Annotated in this window: 14 protein-coding genes; 8 read left to right on the top strand and 6 right to left on the bottom strand. The window is 58.5% G+C overall.

The features are described from left to right. The first annotated feature begins 21 nt into the window (after positions 1-21). The gene (locus tag FS804_RS10770) at positions 22-1050 is read left to right on the top strand and encodes an ABC transporter permease (RefSeq protein WP_063949164.1); all 1029 of its coding nucleotides are present in this window, start codon (positions 22-24) and stop codon (positions 1048-1050) included. Between the two features lie 96 nt (positions 1051-1146). Here the strand turns inward: FS804_RS10770 and FS804_RS10765 are convergent, their stop codons facing one another. Next, positions 1147-1902, bottom strand: coding sequence for a gamma-glutamyl-gamma-aminobutyrate hydrolase family protein (locus FS804_RS10765; protein WP_144576583.1), 756 nt, complete (start codon positions 1900-1902; stop codon positions 1147-1149). Positions 1903-2192: 290 nt separating this feature from the next. Between FS804_RS10765 and FS804_RS10760 the strand changes: the two genes are divergently transcribed. Further along, a complete protein-coding gene (locus tag FS804_RS10760) occupies positions 2193-3290 on the top strand; it encodes a TRAP transporter substrate-binding protein (protein WP_144576582.1) in 1098 nt (365 codons plus the stop codon). 362 nt (positions 3291-3652) lie between these two features. Here the strand turns inward: FS804_RS10760 and FS804_RS10755 are convergent, their stop codons facing one another. Beyond that, positions 3653-5134, bottom strand: a complete 1482-nt coding sequence (locus FS804_RS10755; protein WP_063949167.1) for a TRAP transporter large permease subunit — start codon at positions 5132-5134, stop codon at positions 3653-3655. A 32-nt stretch (positions 5135-5166) separates the two neighbouring features. Then, positions 5167-5706, bottom strand: coding sequence for a TRAP transporter small permease subunit (locus tag FS804_RS10750; protein ID WP_144576581.1), 540 nt, complete (start codon positions 5704-5706; stop codon positions 5167-5169). Positions 5707-6097: 391 nt separating this feature from the next. Here FS804_RS10750 and FS804_RS10745 point away from each other — a divergent pair, with 391 nt between their 5' ends. Together FS804_RS10745 and FS804_RS10740 are read left to right on the top strand one after the other, a co-directional pair. Continuing rightward, positions 6098-6322: an aa3-type cytochrome c oxidase subunit IV gene (locus FS804_RS10745; protein WP_063949169.1), complete on the top strand. Its 225-nt coding sequence runs from the start codon at positions 6098-6100 to the stop codon at positions 6320-6322. 66 nt (positions 6323-6388) lie between these two features. Beyond that, positions 6389-6922, top strand: coding sequence for a hypothetical protein (locus FS804_RS10740; RefSeq protein ID WP_186376764.1), 534 nt, complete (start codon positions 6389-6391; stop codon positions 6920-6922). Positions 6923-6934: 12 nt separating this feature from the next. Here the strand turns inward: FS804_RS10740 and FS804_RS10735 are convergent, their stop codons facing one another. Next, the gene (locus tag FS804_RS10735) at positions 6935-8188 is read right to left on the bottom strand and encodes an FAD-binding oxidoreductase (RefSeq protein ID WP_144576579.1); all 1254 of its coding nucleotides are present in this window, start codon (positions 8186-8188) and stop codon (positions 6935-6937) included. 287 nt (positions 8189-8475) lie between these two features. Between FS804_RS10735 and FS804_RS10730 the strand changes: the two genes are divergently transcribed. Continuing rightward, positions 8476-10209: a PAS domain-containing methyl-accepting chemotaxis protein gene (locus tag FS804_RS10730; protein ID WP_144576578.1), complete on the top strand. Its 1734-nt coding sequence runs from the start codon at positions 8476-8478 to the stop codon at positions 10207-10209. A gap of 158 nt (positions 10210-10367) precedes the next feature. Here the strand turns inward: FS804_RS10730 and FS804_RS10725 are convergent, their stop codons facing one another. Then, a complete protein-coding gene (locus tag FS804_RS10725) occupies positions 10368-12656 on the bottom strand; it encodes an NADP-dependent malic enzyme (protein ID WP_063949173.1) in 2289 nt (762 codons plus the stop codon). A gap of 159 nt (positions 12657-12815) precedes the next feature. Continuing rightward, complete coding sequence (locus FS804_RS10720; RefSeq protein ID WP_144576577.1) at positions 12816-13715, bottom strand: LysR family transcriptional regulator; 900 nt, start codon at positions 13713-13715, stop codon at positions 12816-12818. 399 nt (positions 13716-14114) lie between these two features. Between FS804_RS10720 and FS804_RS10715 the strand changes: the two genes are divergently transcribed. From FS804_RS10715 to FS804_RS10705, 3 genes are all read left to right on the top strand, one after another. Continuing rightward, a complete protein-coding gene (locus FS804_RS10715) occupies positions 14115-16544 on the top strand; it encodes a glucose/quinate/shikimate family membrane-bound PQQ-dependent dehydrogenase (RefSeq protein ID WP_186376763.1) in 2430 nt (809 codons plus the stop codon). Positions 16545-16819: 275 nt separating this feature from the next. After that, positions 16820-18250, top strand: coding sequence for a mannose-1-phosphate guanylyltransferase/mannose-6-phosphate isomerase (locus FS804_RS10710; RefSeq protein WP_144576576.1), 1431 nt, complete (start codon positions 16820-16822; stop codon positions 18248-18250). Positions 18251-18540: 290 nt separating this feature from the next. After that, on the top strand, positions 18541-19773 hold the full coding sequence (locus tag FS804_RS10705) for an ABC transporter substrate-binding protein (protein ID WP_144576575.1): 1233 nt from the start codon (positions 18541-18543) through the stop codon (positions 19771-19773). The last annotated feature ends 37 nt before the right edge of the window (positions 19774-19810 follow it).

Raw genomic sequence — 19810 nt, 5'->3', positions numbered from 1 at the left:
ATTTCTCGAGGAGGAATTATTATGACTACGAACGCCGCCGACGTGGAGTTGGGTGCAAAATCCGGGCGCAAGCCGCACCGGCGCATACCGCCCGAGGCCAATATTTTCTTCGTTCTGATCGGCATTGCGCTGGTCTATGAAATCCTCGGCTGGATTTTCATCGGCCAGAGCTTTTTGATGAATCAGCAGCGCCTGACGATCATGATCCTGCAGGTGTCTGTCATCGGCATCATCGCCGTTGGCGTGACGCAGGTCATCATCACCGGCGGCATTGATCTTTCTTCCGGCTCCGTTGTCGGCCTGACCGCGATGTTGTCCGCGAGCGTCGGGCAGTCGTCGACATGGCCCCGGGCGCTTTATCCTGGTTTGACCGACCTGCCTTTCTTCATTCCGCTGGCAGTCGGTGTTCTGGCTGGTGCATTGGCGGGTTTCATTAACGGCCAGCTTATTGCCCGAACCAAAATTCCGCCGTTCATCGCCACCCTCGGCATGATGGTGACAGCGCGCGGTCTTTCCAAATGGTACACGAAGGGTCAGCCGATCTCCGGCCTCACCGATGGCTTCAATTTCATCGGCACTGGCATCTGGCCAGTGGTCGTGTTCCTCGTCGTCGCCGTCATCTTCCATGTGGCGCTGCGCTATACGCGTTACGGCAAGTTTACCTATGCGATCGGCGCCAACCAGCAGGCCGCGCGCGTGTCCGGTATCAATATCGAGGCGCATCTGGTCAAGGTCTATGCGATTGCCGGTCTGCTCGCAGGTCTTGCCGGTGTCGTCACCGCCGCCCGTGCGCAGACCGCACAGGCCGGTATGGGCGTGATGTATGAGCTCGATGCCATCGCCGCAGCCGTTATCGGCGGCACGTCGCTGGCCGGCGGCGCGGGACGTATCACCGGAACCGTGATCGGCACGATCATTCTGGGTGTCATGACGTCCGGCTTCACATTCCTCAGGGTCGACGCCTACTATCAGGAGATCGTCAAAGGCCTGATCATCGTCGCCGCCGTGGTGGCCGACGTCTACCGCCAGAAGAAGCGCGCAAAGCGCTAAATCCTCCTCCTCCCGAACTGGGGCAAGCTTTCAGGGCTTGCCCCTTTTTTATGTCCTGACGACAGGGGCGTGCTTGCTCCCCACAGCGCAACGGGATCAGACCTTGTTGTCTCGGTAGGCGTGGACAGCTTTGCCGAAGGCTTCGAACAGCGCCCGCGATGGCGCATCCGTTTCTGCCCAATATTCCGGATGCCACTGTACACCGACAGCAAAGCCTTTGGCGTCTATAACCGAGACGGCCTCGATGGTGCCGTCCGCCGCCGTTGCTTCCACCTGCAGACGCGGTGCGGTTTCGGCGATCGCCTGCCGGTGTAGTGAATTGATCTGGATTTCGCCCGACATGCCGAGATGCTGTGCGATGCAGGAGCCTTCGCGCACATGAACCGGCTGGCGAATGGCGAAGGCCACGTCGCGATCGTCATGTTCCGGCTTGCGGTGGTCCCATGTGCCGGGCTGTTCCTGGATTTCGGACGCCAGCGTGCCGCCAAGCGCCACGTTCAGCTCCTGAATGCCACGGCAGATGGCGAGCATTGGAATTCCGCGCTCGATGGTGCGGCGAATGAGCGGCAGGCTGGTGGCATCGCGGGCGGGATCGAAAGGACCGTCACTCTCCTGTGCCTCTTTTCCGTAGAGCGAAGGGTGCACGTTGGTCGCGGAGCCGGATACCAGCAGGCCATCCACCCGGTCCAGAATGGCGTCGATCTCATTGCCATTCTCGAATGCGGGGACGACGAAGGACATGACGCCGGCGACTTTCAGAGCGGCGGAAAGGTACTGGTTCTGCGCGGCGTGCCAGTCGGCTCCGGCAAAATGCCTGATGTCGGCGGGAACGGCGATGATGGGTTTTGGCATGATGGCTCCGGGACGAATTTTCGAAATTTGTGGGGCTGCCGGTCCGCCAAGTCAAGCGCTGCTTACACCTGCACTCAATCGTCCATGCACCTAAAGTATAAGGCAATGCCGCGAATTTTCGGTTGTAAATAAAACGCGAAGAAAATTCCCCGGCTGACAGGTTCTTCCGCCATTAATTCTCGGCCCAGGCGCTTGTCAGCCGGGCTCCAACCGTGCTTACTTTGCGTTGCCTGAACAGCAACGAGGGGAATTCAAAGCTGCAGGTAGCGTTCATATCTGGGAGGATATAGATGGATCGCCGTTCCTTTATGAGAAAAGGTGCGCTTGCGGGGGCTGCCACGGCAGCACTGGCTGCGCCCGCCATTGCGCAGCAGAATACCAAGATCACCTGGCGCCTGACGTCATCGTTTCCGAAATCACTCGACACGATCTATGGCGGCGCAGAGGATATTTCCAAACATGTGGCCGCAGCGACGGATGGCAATTTCACCATTCAGCCCTTTGCCGCCGGGGAAATCGTGCCTGGTCTGCAGGCGGCCGATGCGGTGTCTTCAGGCACCGTCGAAATGTGCCACACCTGCTCCTATTATTATGTCGGCAAGGACCCGACCTTTGCCATCGGCACGGCCATACCCTTCGGCCTCAATGCTCGCCTGACGAACTCCTGGTTCTATGAGGGCAACGGCAACAAATTGCTGAACGAGTTTTACGCCAAGCACAATCTTTACGGCATGATTTCAGGCAACACCGGCGCCCAGATGGGTGGCTGGTTCCGCAAGGAAATCAATACGGTTGATGACTTCAAGGGCGTGAAGATGCGTATCGCCGGTCTCGCAGGCAAGGTGGTTGAAAAGCTCGGCGTCGTGCCGCAGCAGATCGCCGGCGGCGATATTTACCCGGCGCTCGAAAAGGGCACCATCGATGCGGCGGAATGGGTTGGCCCTTACGACGACCACAAGCTCGGCTTCCAGAAAGTGGCGAAGTATTATTATTATCCGGCCTTCTGGGAAGGCGGTCCGGTCATCCACTCCTTTGTCAATCTAGACAAGTGGAACAGCCTGCCGAAGCACTACCAGACGGCTCTGCAGGACGCCTGCGCCTTCGCAAATACCAATATGATGGCGAAATACGACGCCAGGAACCCGATCGCCATCAAGCAGCTGGTGTCTGAAGGTGCTGTGCTGCGGCCGTTCAGCCAGGAAATTCTCGAGGCTTGCTATAAATCGGCGCTCGAGGTCTACGCCAATATTTCGGCGTCCAATCCTGACTTCAAGAAAATCTACGAGGATCAGGTAGCCTTCAAGCGCGAGGGATATCTCTGGATGCAGCTCGCTGAATATACTTTCGACACCTTCATGATGATCCAGCAGCGCAACGGCAAGCTCTGATCATTCGGCAACGGCGGCGGCCCGGGCAAAGGCCTCGGAGACTTCGGTCTCCGGGGCTTTTTGTTGCTTGCTTATACTTTCGCGGATTCGAAAAAGTGGATGGCGATTTATAACGCCTCTGAGAACGAAGGCGGCGGCCCGTGAACAGCCGGGGTAGGCCGGTGAAATAGCACGCTGTCCTCTGCGAACCTGCCATAGGGCGCGGGTTCGAAAACGTCGTGCAAGTCGTTCGTCAGCGGGAGGAACCGGGCAGGCTTGTTAGCGATGGCCTGGTTCGCTTCAAAAAAGGTGGAAGGCAGTTTCTACCTTGCCTTCCACGTTGCTGTCAGCAGCTTTGCACCGATCTATCTGTAAGTCGGTCGTCAAGGCCCGATTTTCGGGGGCTCGCCCAGATTCGGCGTGCCCGGCAACCCGCCCGGCTGGCCCCCCGGCAGGCCGAAGTTCGGCATCGTGTTACCACCCTGATTGCCGAAGGCTGGTATTTCGATCTTGATGGAATTCAGGTCGACCTGCGGCGCTTTATCGAGCCAGTAGGTGACGGATTCCGGCCAGAAGATCACGATGGCGACAAGGATGAGCTGCATGCCGAGCCACGGAATGGCGCCCATGTAGATATCCGATGTCTTGACGGAGCGCGGCGCAATGGAGCGCAGGTAAAACAGCGCAAAGCCGAAGGGCGGGTGCATGAAGCTCGTCTGCATGTTGATGCAGATCAGGACACCGAACCAGATGAGGTCAATGCCTAGCGACTGGGCGATCGGTGCCAGCATCGGAATGACGATGAAGGCGATCTCGAAGAAATCGAGAAAGAAGGCCAGGAAGAAGATGAAGATGTTGACGAAGATCAGAAAGCCGATGGGGCCGCCGGGAATGCCCGACAACATGTGTTCGATCCAGAGTGAACCGTCCATGCCCTGAAAGACGAGGGAGAAGCAGGTCGCGCCGACCAGAATGAACACCACCATCGACGTGATGTGCATGGTGGAATGCATACCCTGCTTGACGAGGTCCCAGGTGAGGCGACGATGGGCAGCGGCGAGAGCCATGGCGCCGACGACGCCCAGCGCACCCGCTTCGGTCGGGGTGGCCAGCCCCAGAAAGATGGTGCCGAGGACGAGGAAAATCAGCACGATGGAAGGGATCATGCCCGCGAGCACACGAAACACCAGCGCCCGGTTGAGTTCACCGCGCGCTTCCGGCGGCAGTGCCGGGAGGTCCTTCGGTCGCACGATCGACATGAACAGGATGAAGAGCATGAAGATGGCGACCTGCAGGATCGATGGGCCGATCGCGCCGAGATACATGTCTCCGACCGATTTTCCCAGCTGGTCGGCCAGCACGATCAGTACCAGCGAGGGAGGAATGACCTGCGTGATCGTTCCAGATGCCGCGATGACCCCGGTGGCAAGGCGCGGATTGTAGCCATATTTCAGCATGATCGGCAGCGAGATCACGCCCATGGTGATCACGGAAGCCGCAACCGTTCCCGTAATGGCGCCAAGGATCGCGCCGACGATGATGACGGCATACGCGAGGCCGCCGGGAATGGCGCCGAAGAGTTTACCGGTTCCCTCAAGCAAATCTTCCGCGAGCCCACATCGCTCCAGGATGGCGCCCATAAAGGTAAAGAAGGGAATGGCGAGCAGAAGATCGTTTGAGACGATGCCGAAGATGCGCAGCGGCAGAGCCTGAAGGAAGGCCGGTGAAAAATGCTCGGTGAAGATGCCGATGACCCCAAAGACGAGGCCGACAGTGGCGAGCGAGAAAGCGACCGGAAATCCATAGAGCATGAAGATGATCATGCCGAGGAACATAAGTGGTGGAAGAATTCCATATTCAAACATGTGAAATATCCTGAAGGTTCAGATCGGCGCGATCATTGCAGGGGCTTTTCGTACTTGGTGTCGAGCGCATAAAGCCCGTTGAGGGCGCCTATGCGCTTGATGAGTTCGGAAAACCCCTGCAGAACCAGCAGGGCAAAACCGGCAAAGATGATGAGCTTGACCGGCCAGCGGATGAGGCCGCCGGCATTGGACGACATCTCGTTCTGATACCATGACAGGGTGAACATCGGCCAGGACAGCCAGGCGAGGTAGAAGCAGCCCGGCAGCAGGAACAGCACGATGCCGACAATATCCACCCAGATCCGCTTTCGCGCCGAAATCGCGCCGTAGATGATGTCCACGCGCACATGTTCATTCATGCGCAGTGTGTAGGAAGCGCCGATCAGCACGATAAAGGCAAACATGTACCACTGGATTTCCAGCCAGCCATTCGAACTATAGTTCAGGGCATAACGGACCATGGCGTTGCCGGCGCTCACAAGGCAGCAGATCAGTACGAGATATCCGGCGACCTTGCCTAGACCTTCGCTGACAAGATCTATCAGCGCACTTAATTTCAAGAGCGACTTCATGACTTTCCCCTCTTCCCTTTTCGGGCTTGTGGCGGAAAGTAAAGCCGGGCGCCTTTCCCCGCGGCCACGCCTCCACGTGCCTCCGCTTCCACAGGTCCCGGTGTTCCTCCCCACAGATTCCCGTGTATGGTCCAGCGACATGAAAAGCAACAAAAACCGCGAGGAAACGGGGCTTTTACGCGCTTTTTTCAACCCGGCCTGAAAGGATGTTGCGCAGGCTCAGAATTTCTTCTCTCTTGTGACTGCGCCTTTCTTTCGCGCGCGGTGCATTGCGTCTTTCGCCGGGTTTATGTTACGTCAAGCTATGGAGAATCCGGCATGAGCTCTCGATCGATTTTGCGGGGCAAGCCGCGCGTCGCGGCCGTGGTGGATGGAGCAAAGGGGAAGCGGAATGAGCGAACACCACACAGGTCCGGTCGAAGTTGGTGCCGAGATGAATTATGCCGAACACGAGAAGACCTATAACGGTTTCCTGGCCCTGACGAAGTATGGCACGATGGTGCTGTGCGTCTTGATGCTGGCGATGGTTGCAGGCTTCTTCACATCGGCGGGTCTGCTCGGCGGCTTGGTCGTCTTCCTCGTTCTTTCTGTCGCAGGCTTCATTCTGTTGCGCTGAGCGAAAACGCTCGTAGGCGGTTTGGGCGACAGCCCGACATTGCCGAACGGCCGGAGAGGCACTGTCATGAAACGCCTGTTCTACTGCCTGTTTCTGCTGGTGGCGCTTTCGCATCCGTCATGGTCGCGTGACCTGTCGGGGGCGGAGCAGAAGAGCCTGCTGAAACAGATCGAGCGGTTCGACGCTGCGTTGAACGCGCAGGATTTCGAGCTCGTCGGCAAAACCGTGCCGCCGAAGATATTCGAGTCGATCGCAAAAGACGCCGGGATCACTGTGGAACAGTTGCGGACTGCGCTGACGGCGCAGATGCAGATGGCGCTCGCAGCGGTGAAGATCACCGAATTCAGCATGGACAAGCAGGCGATCACCTATGCGCAGACGCCTGATGGTACGCCCTATGCTCTCGTTCCCACCAAGACGGTCATGGAAACAGGCGGCCAGACAATCGAGGCGAAATCCCATACGCTGGCAATGCTGGATGGTGCAGACTGGTATCTTCTGCGGGTCACCGACCAGCAGCAGGTGAGCATTCTGCGCAAGGTCTATCCGTCCTTTGCCGATGTAAAATTCCCCGAAGGATCGATGGAGCCGGTAAAGTAACAGGCTTGACGGTCAGGAAAAGCGTCCGGCCCGAAACGGATCGACGGAAATGGTGGTGTCTTCGGCGTTGACGAGCTGCGTCACCAGCCGCGCGGTGGCGGCGGACTGGGTCAGGCCCAGATGGCCATGGCCGAAAGCGTAGATAACAGAAGGCGTTGCCCTTGCCGTTCCGATGACGGGAAGACAATCCGGCATGGACGGGCGGAAACCCATCCATTGCGTCCCGCCCTCAAGCTTCAGCCCGGGCAGGAAGCGTCCCGCCTTTTTCAGCATCGCTTCCGAGCGGCGGAAATTGGCTGGCAGTTCCAGACCGCCAAGCTCCACCGCCCCGCCGACACGAATGCCGTTTGCAAGCGGCGTGACGACGAAACCGTGGTCATTGAAATAAAGTTGACGCGTCAGGTTGAAGGCATTGGCGGGAAGCGTGGTGTTGTAGCCACGCTCCGTTTCAAGCGGCACGACATTGCCAAGCGATGCCGCGAGCTTCCGGGACCACGCGCCGCAGGCGACAATCACCCTGTCGGCATCGATCTTGTCACCATTTTCCAGCGTGACGATCGTACTTTCCCCGACGGCGTCGATGCGCTCAGCCTCGCCTTTTCGCAAGCTGGCGCCGCGGGCGATGACGAGATCGAAAATCGCGCGGGTGAAATCGTAGGGATCCGAAACCTGCAAGCCATCAGGAGAAAATAAAGCGTGGCCAAATTGCGGTGCGAGTCCGGGTTGCAGCTCTTCGATTTCCCGGCGACCGACGCGCTGAAAGGTAAATCCGGCGCGCTCCTTTTCGTCCCAGTCCTTCCGCGAAGCTTCAAGGCTTGCCTCGCTGTCGTAAAGATCGAGCGTGCCGGTTTTGGAAATGAGGTGCGAAAGCTCCGGCATGGCCGCAACATGGGCCATTTCAACGCTGGCCAGCCGGTTGATGTCGGTCAGTGCCTTCAGGCCATGGCGGAAGTTGCGCTCGGCGCTGGCGCGCCAGAAGCGCCACAGCCAAGGCGCTATCTTGCCCGCATAGGCCGGCGGGACGCTTAGTGGCCCGAGCGGGTCGAATAGCCAGCGGGGGGCTTTTTTCATGATGCCTGGGGCGGGGATGGGAATAATTTCGGAAAATGCCAGAATGCCGGCATTACCGGAGCTTGCGCCCCGTGCAATGTCGCTGCGCTCCAGCAGCACCACATGACGGCCGGCATTCTGCAGATAAAGCGCCGCCATGGAACCGATAATGCCGGTGCCGATGACCAGCACGTCGCATTTCAGGGTTTTGGTCATCGGCGCTCCTGCAAGACAATTTCTTGGATCGCAATACCAATGAATGCCTCGCAGATGAAAGGCCGCTTCATGCCGCCTTCGAAGAAATATTAGTGGTGTGGCAAATAAGCGCTGACGGCACAAGGCGACGCCAAGGAAACGGCAGGAAAAATACTTTCAGCTATTAATAGTTATGCTCCATCATTAAGTGCTATTTAACGCACGTCTACTAGGTTCTCTCGCAGCCAGGCCGGCAACCGGTTTCAGAACGGCGGGCAGTCCGTATTCAATAAAATGGGGATTTCAGTATGTCTCGTTTTTCAAAGTTCGGTTTCGATGCGAGCGCGGTTCTAGACGCCCTCAGCAACTCCCAAGCCATCATTGAATTCGATCTCAATGGTAACATCCTCAAGGCGAATGAGAATTTCTGCAAGGCTGTCGGTTACACGGAGTCGGAGATCGTCGGTCGGCATCACCGGATGTTTGTTTCTCCAGATGAAGTCACCTCTCCCGAATATCGTTATTTTTGGGAGAAGCTGTCGCGCGGTGAACACGACAAAGGGCAATATTGCCGCCTGACCAAGAACGGCGACGAGCTGTGGATCGAAGCTTCCTACAATCCCGTTTTCCGTTTCGGTAAACCCTACAAGGTCGTAAAGATTGCAAGCGACATTACCATGACGAGGCGAAAGAGCGCCGAAGATAACGGCAAGCTGGCGGCGCTGTCTCGCGCGCAGGCCATGATCGAGTTTGACCCTGACGGAACCATTCTCTGCGCCAATGCCAATTTTCTGGAGGCGGTCGGGTATCAGGAGAATGAGATTGTCGGCAGACATCACTCGATGTTCTGCGAGCCATCCTATGTTGAATCCGCGGATTACCGGACCTTCTGGGAGGAGCTACGCTCGGGCAGTTTCTCCACCGGCCAGTTCATGCGGTTTGGCAAGGACGGGAAACGCGTCTTCATTCAGGCCTCGTATAACCCGATCCTTGATGATCGCGGCCGCGTGTTCAAGGTGGTGAAATTCGCTTTTGACATCACCGAGCGGGTTCGTGCCGTGGAAGAGCTGGGCGAAGCGCTTGAGCGGCTTTCCCAGTGCAACATCCGCGTTACCCTTGACCGGCCGTTCATCGGCGAATTCGAAGGTCTGCGCCGCGATTTCAACAAGTCCATCGCCGAATTTCAGAAGACGCTGGAAAATGTGCTTGGCCAGACAGGTGATCTGACACGCAGCAGCCAGGAAGTAAGCGAGGCATCGGTACAGCTGGCGGAGCGTTCGCGCGAACAGGCCATGGCGCTTGAAGAAACCTCCGCCGCGCTGGAGGAAATCACGGCAACCGTTCATTCCTCCACTGAAAATACCAGGGAGACCCGAAGGCTCGTTCAGAGCGCCCGCGAATCGACATCGATTTCGACGGAGGTGGTGGCGCGGACCGTCAATGCCATGCAGCGGATCGAGACGGCGTCGCGGGAGATCAGCCAGATTATCGGCGTCATCGATGAAATCGCCTTTCAGACCAACCTCTTGGCACTCAACGCCGGTGTGGAAGCGGCGCGTGCGGGCGATGCAGGCAAGGGCTTTGCGGTTGTTGCTCAGGAAGTTCGCGAACTTGCGCAGCGTTCCGCCAATGCCGCCAAGGAAATCAAGGCGCTGATCAATAATTCCGGCACCGAAGTGCTGGAAGGGGTACGGCTCGTGGGCGAAACCGGCGAAGCTCTCAAGCAGATCGATGCGCTCGTGAAACATATCGACAGCAATGTCGACATGATCGCGAAGGCAGCCGACGAGCAATCTCTCGGCATCGGCGAAATCAACAGGGCCGTCAGCCAGCTCGACCGTATGACGCAGGAAAATGCCGCGATGAGTGCAAGGACGACGGCGATCAGCGCGACACTTGCAGAAGGGGCAGAGGCTCTGTCTCAGCTCGTGAGCCTGTTCAAGCTCAACCGCCGCTCCGTGCAGCGTGAGGATGGCTCTTCAATCCATACCGCGCGGCCAAATGCCGGGCGGCAGTCCCATCGGCCGGCGCGGGCCGCCTGAGGGGGCTTCGGCAGGCAGGCTCTAACGAGATAAAATGCGGCGGCTGCAAAACAGCCACCGCATTTCTGTTTAAAGCGAAGGCGGCGTTCCTGAGAGAACGGTTCGACTTCGTGCTGGGCGTGTTCCGTCGGCAGGGATCAATCCGTGCAGGCGGTCCATTATCGTCCGGCGTTATAGGCCGCTATCGCCGCCATGTTGACGATATCGCTGTCTTTGGCACCCATCGAGGTGATCTGTACCGATTTATCGAGGCCAACGAGCAGCGGACCGATGACGGTCGCTCCGCCCAGTTCCTGCAGCATCTTGGTCGAGATAGAGGCGGAATGGATGGCGGGCATGACCAGAACATTGGCCGGGCCAGACAGCCGCGCAAAGGGATACTGGCTCTGCATGCGTTGGTGGTTCAGCGCGACGTCGGCCGACATTTCGCCGTCGACCTCGAAGTTGACGTTGCGCCTGTCGAGGATTTTCACCGCTTCGCGTACCTTGTCGGAGCGTTCACCGACCGGCTGGCCGAAGGTGGAATAAGCGAGCATGGCAACGCGGGGCTCGTAACCAAAACGGCGCGCGAGGCCCGCTGCCTCTTCGGCGATATCGGCGAGGTCCTCAGCATTCGGCATGTCATGGACGGCGGTATCGGCGACGAAAACGGTGCGGTTGCGCGAGACAACAAGAGAAACCCCGATCACGCGGTGCCCCGGCTTGGTGTTGATGCAGCGGCGGATGTCTTCCAGCGCGGTGGAATAATTGCGTGTAACGCCCGTCACTACCGCATCAGCGTCGCCCATTGCCACCATGCAGGCGGCGAAGTGGTTGCGGTCGTTGTGGATCAGGCGTTGCACGTCACGCAGCAGGAAGCCGCCGCGTTGCAGCCGAGCGTAAAGATAGTCGATATAGGCATCGACGCGGCTGGAGAGACGGGCATTGGTGATTTCGATATTCGCACGGTCGAGATCGATGCCCGCACGCTCCGCATTGGCCTTGATGATATCGTCGCGGCCGAGCAGGATGGCGGTGCCAAGCCCTTGAGCGGTGAACGAAATCGCCGCGCGCATGACCTGTTCTTCTTCCGCTTCGGCAAAGACCACCCGCTTTGGCGAGCGCCGAACGCGCTCGTAAAGGCGCTGCGTCGTCGAGGCCATCGGGTCGCGGCGTGCGGAAAGCTCGCGGGCATAGGCATCGAGATCAGGCAGTTCGCGTTGGGCGACTCCGGTCTCTATCGCAGCCTTGGCCACGGCAACGGGAATGGCCGAAATCAGGCGTGGATCGAAAGGCACCGGAATGATGTATTGCGGCCCGAAACGCGGGCGGTTGCCCTGATAGGCGGCCGCCACATCGTCAGGCACGTCCTCGCGGGCGAGATCGGCCAGGGCCTGCGCAGCAGCAATCTTCATCGCGTCGTTGATCTGGCGGGCGCGAACGTCAAGCGCGCCGCGGAAGATATAGGGGAAGCCAAGGACGTTATTGACCTGGTTCGGATAATCGGAGCGACCGGTCGCCATGATCGCGTCGTCGCGAATGCGGGACACCTCCTCCGGCGTGATTTCGGGATCCGGATTGGCCATCGCGAAGATGATCGGCTTCGGCGCCATGGAACGGATCATCTCCTCGGTGAAGGCGCCCTTCTGCGACAGGCCGAAGACGACGTCCGCGCCCTTCATTGCCTCCGCCAGGGTACGGTTCTCAGTTTTCACCGCGTGCGCGGATTTCCACTGGTTCATACCCTCCGTGCGGCCCTGATAAATTACCCCCTTGGTGTCGCAGAGGGTGATGTTTTCCGGGTTGAAGCCCATCGCCTTGATCAGGTCCATACAGGCAATCGCGGCGGCGCCTGCACCGTTGCAAACGAGCTTTGTCGTCTTGAAATCGCGCCCTGTCAGTTCGATGGCGTTGATGAGGCCTGCGGCGGCGATGATCGCGGTGCCGTGCTGGTCGTCATGGAAAACGGGAATATCCATCAGTTCGCGCAGCCGGCTTTCGATGATGAAACATTCCGGCGCCTTGATGTCTTCGAGATTGATACCGCCGAAGGAGGGGCCGAGATAACGCACGCAATTGATGAATTCGTCCGCGTCTTCGGTATCGACCTCAAGATCGATGGAATCGACGTCGGCGAAGCGCTTGAAGAGAACTGACTTGCCTTCCATCACTGGCTTGGAGGCGAGCGCGCCGAGATTGCCAAGGCCAAGGATCGCAGTTCCGTTGGAAATGACGGCGACCATGTTGCCACGCGTCGTGTAATCGTAAGCGGTCGCCGGATTTTCGGCGATGGCTTTTACCGGTACGGCCACGCCGGGAGAGTAGGCGAGCGACAAGTCCCGCTGGGTTGCCATCGGTTTCGTCGGGGTGATTTCCAGCTTGCCCGGTCTGCCCTGTGCATGGAAATCAAGGGCTTCCTGATCCGTAACCGATGTTCTGGTGCTTGCGGGTTTTGTCGTGTCGGACATGGGCTGAGCGTGCTTTCCTGGCGATAACAATGTAAAAATATCAGCCGTTGTTATTGTATTTTTCGCGCGCCTGCCAAGCCTTCATTGTTGTTCAGTGCAGCAAATTTAAGCGTAAAGAAATTTAAAGGCGTTTTAATCGATTAAGTCCACTTGCTGTCCTTAGGGGCCGCGTTGGTAAGCCCGGAGCGCCATATTTACGAAGGCGTCCACATGAAGGGCGAGTGGGCCACGCCTGACGACGAGCACGCAGTCAGACCATGCCTCGGCGCTGTCGATCGGCACAGCGGCAATGCCACGTGTGGAACGCACGGTGCTTTCCGGCAGAATGGAAATTCCCGCACCTGCTTCCACAAGTGCAAGGATCGTATTGATATTGGCGATACGCATGCCGATCTTCGGCTCGCAACCGGCATCCTCGAAAAGGGTCAGTGCGCTGTTGCTGAGGCCCAGGCCGATCTCGTCGATCGGCAGCAGGAGATTTTCCTGCGCGATATCGCCAGCCGAGAGTCTGGAGCGGGAGGCAAGCGGATGATCTTCCGAAACCGCCACGCATAGTTTCGAGCGGTCGAACGGCATCGCCCTCAAGGTTTGGGGTAGCGGGGGAAGGGGCGTGCGGATGAAGGCGACATCGGTCTTGCGCGTTTCCACTTGCTCGATCAGTTGTTCCATCGTCATGCCAGGCAAGAGCTCCAGAGTCACATCCCTGTGCTCATCCCCATAGCGGGTGATGAGCGCCGGCAGTTTCCGCTCGGCCATGACGCTGGTGCCATAACCTATGCGCAGCGTTCCCAGCTGGCCACGCCTTATCTGCCGCGCCTTGTCCATCGCGCTTTTGGTGCGGGCGAGGATTTCTTCCGCCTCCACGAGCATGGATTGCCCCGCCGGCGTGAGTTCCACACCGCGATTGATGCGATGAAAGAGTTTGAAGCCAAGCGTTTCCTCCAGTTGTCGGATGCGCTGTGTAACGGCCGGCTGGGCAATTCCTAGCTGTAGGGCTGCGGCGCGGAAATTCCTGGCCCTTGCGGCCTCCACGAATATGGTAAGTTGTCGAGTGTCCATGGCAGAGAGGTCTTTATAGTGGCAGGCTTCGTGTGATATAAGTGCAGCTTATCAAAATTGTCCTTTTCGCGCATTGTCATCTTGTCGCAGGCGACGTTATACCGCAGCTCAGGATCGTGAGCGTCTTTACCGCCTGTGCAGGTGAGGGCGATCCGGACCGGGGAGGATTTGTTCAAGCATATTGTCTGCCGTCCAAGGGGACGGCGGTAACCTGCAGTGAATGGGTCAAATGACAGTCACAACGGAAGTCTTCCCCACCATTGTTCCCCGTTCAGCCGCGCCGCCACCGGCGCACCTTCGTATCGCCGCATCGGCGACGAACTGTCCGCGCTTTGCGGGACACTGAACGATCATCGGGCCTTAAGCCTTCTGGGCGGCTCTTCTAACCGGACAAATATTATGGGTAATCCAGCAACTTCATTGTCGCTCCCGGCCAGATTATGGCTGTTGGTGCTTGGCGCGGTCATCATTGCCGCAGGACTGTTCTTCTCCATTGGCGGCGGCCAACTCCTCGCCCTTGGCGGCAGCCCCTATTTTATCATCGCAGGTATCGCGCTCGTCGTCTCCGGCCTGCTCATTCTGCTGCGCAAGCCTGCGGGTGCGCTTGTTTTCGGTCTCACTTTCATCCTCACCGGCGTTTGGGCGGTATGGGAAGTGGGGCTAGATTTCTGGCCGCTGATTTCCCGCCTGCTGGCAATCGGCGTCGGCGCAACCGTTGTTGCCCTGTCGTACCCGCTGCTGCGACGTGCGGCTGGCAAAACGCCGGCATTGGGCTCTTCTCTTGCGGTTGGGGCGGTTCTTGCAATCGCCTCCGGCGCCGGTTTTGCCGGCATGTTCGTTGCGCACCCGACCGTCGCCTTCAATGGCGAGGCGGCCGCGCTGACGCCCGTAACGCCGGAAGCGGAGCAGAAGAACTGGGAACATTACGGCAATACTTCCGGCGGCAGCCGCTTTGTCGCGCTTGATCAAATCACCCGCGACAACGTCAAGAACCTCGAGGTGGCCTGGACTTATCACACGGGCGATACTCCGATCAGCCCCGGCGCGAACGGCGCGGAAGATCAGGAAACGCCGCTGCAGGTGGGCGACACCGTTTTCCTGTGCACCCCGCACAATAATGTCATCGCGCTTGATGCCGACACCGGTGCTGAAAAGTGGAAGACGGAAATCAACGCCAAATCCTCGGTCTGGATGCGTTGCCGCGGCCTTGCCTATTTCGATGCCAAGGCGCCGCTGAAACAGCCGACCGCGCCGGGCTCGACGCCCGTCACGCCGGCGGTGGTGGCCGAAGGCGCGCTTTGCCAGCGCCGAATCTTGATGAACACCATCAATGCGGAACTCATCGCGCTTGATGCCGACACCGGCGCGTTTTGCCCTGACTTCGGCACCAATGGGCGCGTTGATCTGAAGATCGGTATGGGAGATGCCCCCGACCCGCAATATGTCCTGACCTCGGCTCCCACGCTCGCTGGCACAACCGTTGTTGTTGGCGGTCGTATCGCCGACAACGTGCAGGTCGATATGCCTGGCGGCGTGATGCGCGGTTTTGACGTGGTGACGGGCGAGCTTCGCTGGGCGTTCGACCCGGGTAATCCTGACATCACCAAGCTGCCGCCTCCGGGCCAAACCTATACGCGTTCCACGCCGAACGTCTGGGCGTCCATGTCCTACGATCCGGACCTGAACACGGTCTTCATGCCTGTCGGCAGCCCTTCGGTGGACTTGTACGGCGCGACCCGCACGCCGCTCGACCATAAATATGGTGCCTCCATGCTGGCGCTCGACGCCACGACCGGTCGCGAAAAATGGGTCTACCAGACCGTTCATAACGACCTCTGGGACTTCGACGTGCCGATGCAGCCGAGCTTCATCGATTTCCCGAAAGCGGATGGAACGACTGTGCCGGCATTGGTCTTCGGCACCAAGGCGGCGCAGATCTATGTTCTCGACCGGGCGACCGGGCAGCCGCTGACCAAGGTTGAAGAAGTTCCGGTGAAGCCCGCCAATATTCCGAACGAGCCTTATGCGCCGACGCAACCACGCTCGGTCGGCATGCCACAGATCGGTGCGCAGACCTTGACGGAAGCGGACATGTGGGGCGCGACCCCGTTTGACCAGCTTCTTTGCCGTATCGCCTTCAAGGGCATGCGTTATGAAGGACTTTACACGGCACCCGGTACAGACCTCTCGCTTTCTTTCCCGGGCTCGCTCGGCGGCATGAACTGGGGTGGCATTTCCACAGACCCCACGACGAACACCATTTTCGTCAATGACATGCGCCTTGGCCTCTGGATCCAGATGAAAGAAGCTGCGCCGACCAAAGCTGTCGCCAGCGGTGGCGAGAGCGTCAACACCGGAATGGGCGTCGTTCCCATGAAGGGCACGCCCTATGCGGTCAACAAGAACCGTTTCCTCTCGGCGCTTGGTATTCCCTGCCAGGCTCCGCCTTACGGCACCATGACTGCAATCGACATGAAGACGCAGCAGATCAAATGGCAGGTGCCGGTCGGCACGGTCGAAGATACGGGTCCGCTCGGCATCAAGATGGGCCTGCCCATCCCGATCGGCATGCCGACGCTTGGCGGCACGCTTGCCACTCAGGGCGGCCTCGTCTTCATCGCTGGCACGCAGGACTACTATCTGCGCGCCTTCGACACGGCAACCGGCAAGGAAGTCTGGAAGGCCCGCCTTCCCGTCGGCAGCCAGGGCGGCCCGATGAGCTACAAGTCGCCAAAGACCGGCAAGCAATATGTCGTCATCTCGGCCGGCGGCGCTCGGCAGTCTCCGGATCGTGGCGATTACGTCATCGCGTATGCTTTACCGAACTGATCCTTGTCGTTCAGTTTTTTGAAAGGAAACCCCGGAAGATCATTTCGGGGTTTTTTCTTTGTCTGCGTGCGGCATGCCGCCCGTTCGTGCGGAACCTCATCATCATCCTGGCGTTAGGAAAAACAGCCTGCCGGCCACGCACCGCCGCGCACCAGGCGTTCAGAGGACGGAATTATCAGCCCTTGCTTATCCACAGCTTGAACTGGTGATGGCGGTGTCGTGAAATATCTATATTGTCCGGCGCATCGGGGAATTTGAGTAAGAAAGGTTTTGTAGTGAACGAACAATCTCGAAAGATCACGCCGGTTCTTCTCGCTGGTGGTGCTGGCTCGCGGCTTTGGCCGGTATCGCGTGATCAGTTGCCAAAGCAGTTTCAGCCGCTGGTTGGCAATCTTTCGACATATCAACAGACGCTGAAACGTGTCGGTGATAAACGTCTTTATTCGGAAGCCCTGGTCATTACCAACGAGGATTTTCGCTTCTTTGCCCGTCGCCAGGCGGAAGAAATCGATCTGCCCGCGACCGTTGTGCTCGAGCCCGCCCGCCGCGACAGCGCCGCTGCGATGGCTGCCGCTGCCGTGCTTGCCGAACGCCGCGAACCGGGCTGCCTCGTACTGGCGCTTGCTGCCGACCACGTGGTTCTCGATCCCGATAAATTTTCCGACGCCGTAAAGCTTGGCGCCAAGGCCGCCGATCAGGGCAGTATTGTTGTTTTTGGCCTGGTGCCAACGGAGCCGCGCACCTCCTACGGATATATCAAGCCGGGCGAGCCGATTGATGGTGAGGCTGACCTCAGCACCGTCGATGCCTTCAAGGAAAAACCGGATGTATCGACGGCGATTTCCTATCTGGAAAAAGGTTATCTCTGGAATTCCGGTAACTTCCTGTTCCGCTCCGATGTGATGATTGCCGAACTCAAGGCTTTCGCGCCGGAGATCCTAGCGGCGGTAACGCAGGCGGTTGACCAATATGAAAGCGACCTTGGATTTGTGCGTCTGGATAAGGATAGCTTTGAAGCCTCTCCCAAAAACTCCATCGACTATGCGGTTATTGAAAAAACGAAGCGCATGGCGGTGGTGCACGGCCATTTCCGCTGGTCGGACATCGGCAGCTGGGATGCGATCTGGGAAATCGCTGACAAACATGACAATGAGAACGCGCTTGAAGGCAACGGCGTGTTCATCGATTCCGAAGGCTGCCTCATTCACTCCACACAGCTGCTGACGACGGTTGTCGGAGCAAAGGACATGGTGGTTGTAACCACCAAGGATGCGGTGCTGGTCGTCCCAAAGAACCGGGTACAGGATGTGAAGGGTCTGGTTGAGACGCTCAAGGACAGCAAACATGCGCCGCAAACCGAAACTCACAAGCGGGTCTACCGACCCTGGGGCTATATCGAACACATGTACGTGGACGAGCGTTACCGGGTCGGCCACATCACGGTCGATCCCGGCCACCGCATTTCGTTCCAAAGACACTATCATCGCTCAGAGCACTGGATCATCGTCAAGGGCACTGCGACCGTGACGATCGGCGAGGAAACCCGGCTGCTGACGGAGAACCAGTCTGTCTATATTCCGATTGGCCAGCCGCACCGTCTCGCCAATGAGGGGCAGATTCCGCTCGAGCTGGTTGAAATACAGACCGGGGCATATCTCGGCGAGGATGATGTGATCCGCATAGAGGATGATTATAAGCGCGAATAGTAGATTGCCTTCTAAGATAGCGCGATAGGGCGAAGTTGGAGGTATTCCGCTTCGCCTTTATGTTTTTAACGGCGAGCACCTGCTACTCAAATACGGATGCAGCAGCGGCCTTCTTTTCAAAAATGGTGGGAACGGCGGTACGTAGCATGCAGCCCCGCGCGGATTTTGCCGGATTTCAGGTCGAGAAGGGTGTCTAAAATAGCCACATCGAGATTCGCATTTTAAGCGGTTGCCTAATCAAAATTCTTCGCATAGGTTCCAACTGTAACGTTTCAGTGAGGGAGGAGCTCATGCGAATGCGTCTTATTTCTGCGGCCTTTTTGGCCAGTGTGATGATTCCGGCGGGTGTGGCTGGTGCCACCGATCTTGAAGTGACCCATTGGTGGACGTCGGGTGGTGAAGCCGCCGCCGTGGCCGAACTGGCCAAGGCTTTCGATGCGACCGGCAATAAGTGGGTGGACGGCGCGATTGCCGGTTCGGGCGGTACGGCCCGGCCGATCATGATCAGCCGCATCACCGGCGGCGACCCGATGGGCGCGACCCAGTTCAACCACGGCCGTCAGGCGGAAGAACTCGTTCAGGCCGGCCTGATGCGTGACCTGTCGGATGTCGCCGCAAAAGGGAACTGGAAAGAGGTCATCAAGCCCTCCAGTCTACTGGACAGCTGCACGATTGATGGGAAGATCTATTGCGCGCCGGTCAATATTCATTCCTGGCAATGGCTCTGGCTGTCCAATGCGGCCTTCAAAAAGGCAGGCGTTGAAGTTCCGAAGAACTGGACGGAGTTTGTTGCGGCCGCACCGGCGCTGAAAAAGGCCGGCATCCAGCCGCTCGCGCTCGGCGGGCAGGCCTGGCAGGCAAACGGCTTGTTCGATACGCTGACGCTTTCGATCGGCGGCAAGGATCTGTACCAGAAGGTCTATGGCGACAAGGATGAAGAAGCGGCCGCGGGTCCCGACATGGCGAAGATTTTCGCGGCTGCCGTCGAGGCGCGCGACATGGCAAAGGGCACCAATGTTCAGGACTGGAACCAGGCCACCAACATGGTCATCACCGGCAAGGCCGGCGGCCAGATCATGGGTGACTGGGCGCAGGGTGAATTTCAGCTTGCCAACCAAAAAGCCGGCACCGACTATTCCTGCCTTCCTGGTCTCGGCCTGAGTGAATATCTGACCACGGGCGGGGATGCCTTCTATTTCCCGGTTCTTAAAGACGAGGAAAAAACCAAGGCGCAGGACGTGCTGGCAGCAACCATCGTCGATCCAAAGACGCAGGTTGCCTTCAACCTGAAGAAGGGCTCGCTGCCTATCCGCGGTGACGTAGACCTCAATGCAGCGAATGACTGCATGAAAAAGGGACTGGCCATTCTGGCCAAGGGCAATGCGCTGACCAGCGTTGACCAGCTGATTTCCGCGGACTCGCAGAAGCAGAAGGAAGACCTGATGGCAGAATTCTTTGCTGGCTCGATGTCGGCAGAGGATGCGCAGAAGCGCTTTGCGGATATCATCGGCTCGGCTGACTGATCGTGATTTCTCCGGTTGGGGGAGCGGCTCGCTCCCC

Origin of the sequence: Agrobacterium sp. DE0009 (assembly GCF_007680755.1) — a bacterium.
Lineage (GTDB): Bacteria > Pseudomonadota > Alphaproteobacteria > Rhizobiales > Rhizobiaceae > Agrobacterium > Agrobacterium tumefaciens_B.
The sequence above is the reverse complement of the archived record's forward strand: the minus strand, read 5'-3'. Positions and strand labels throughout refer to the sequence as shown.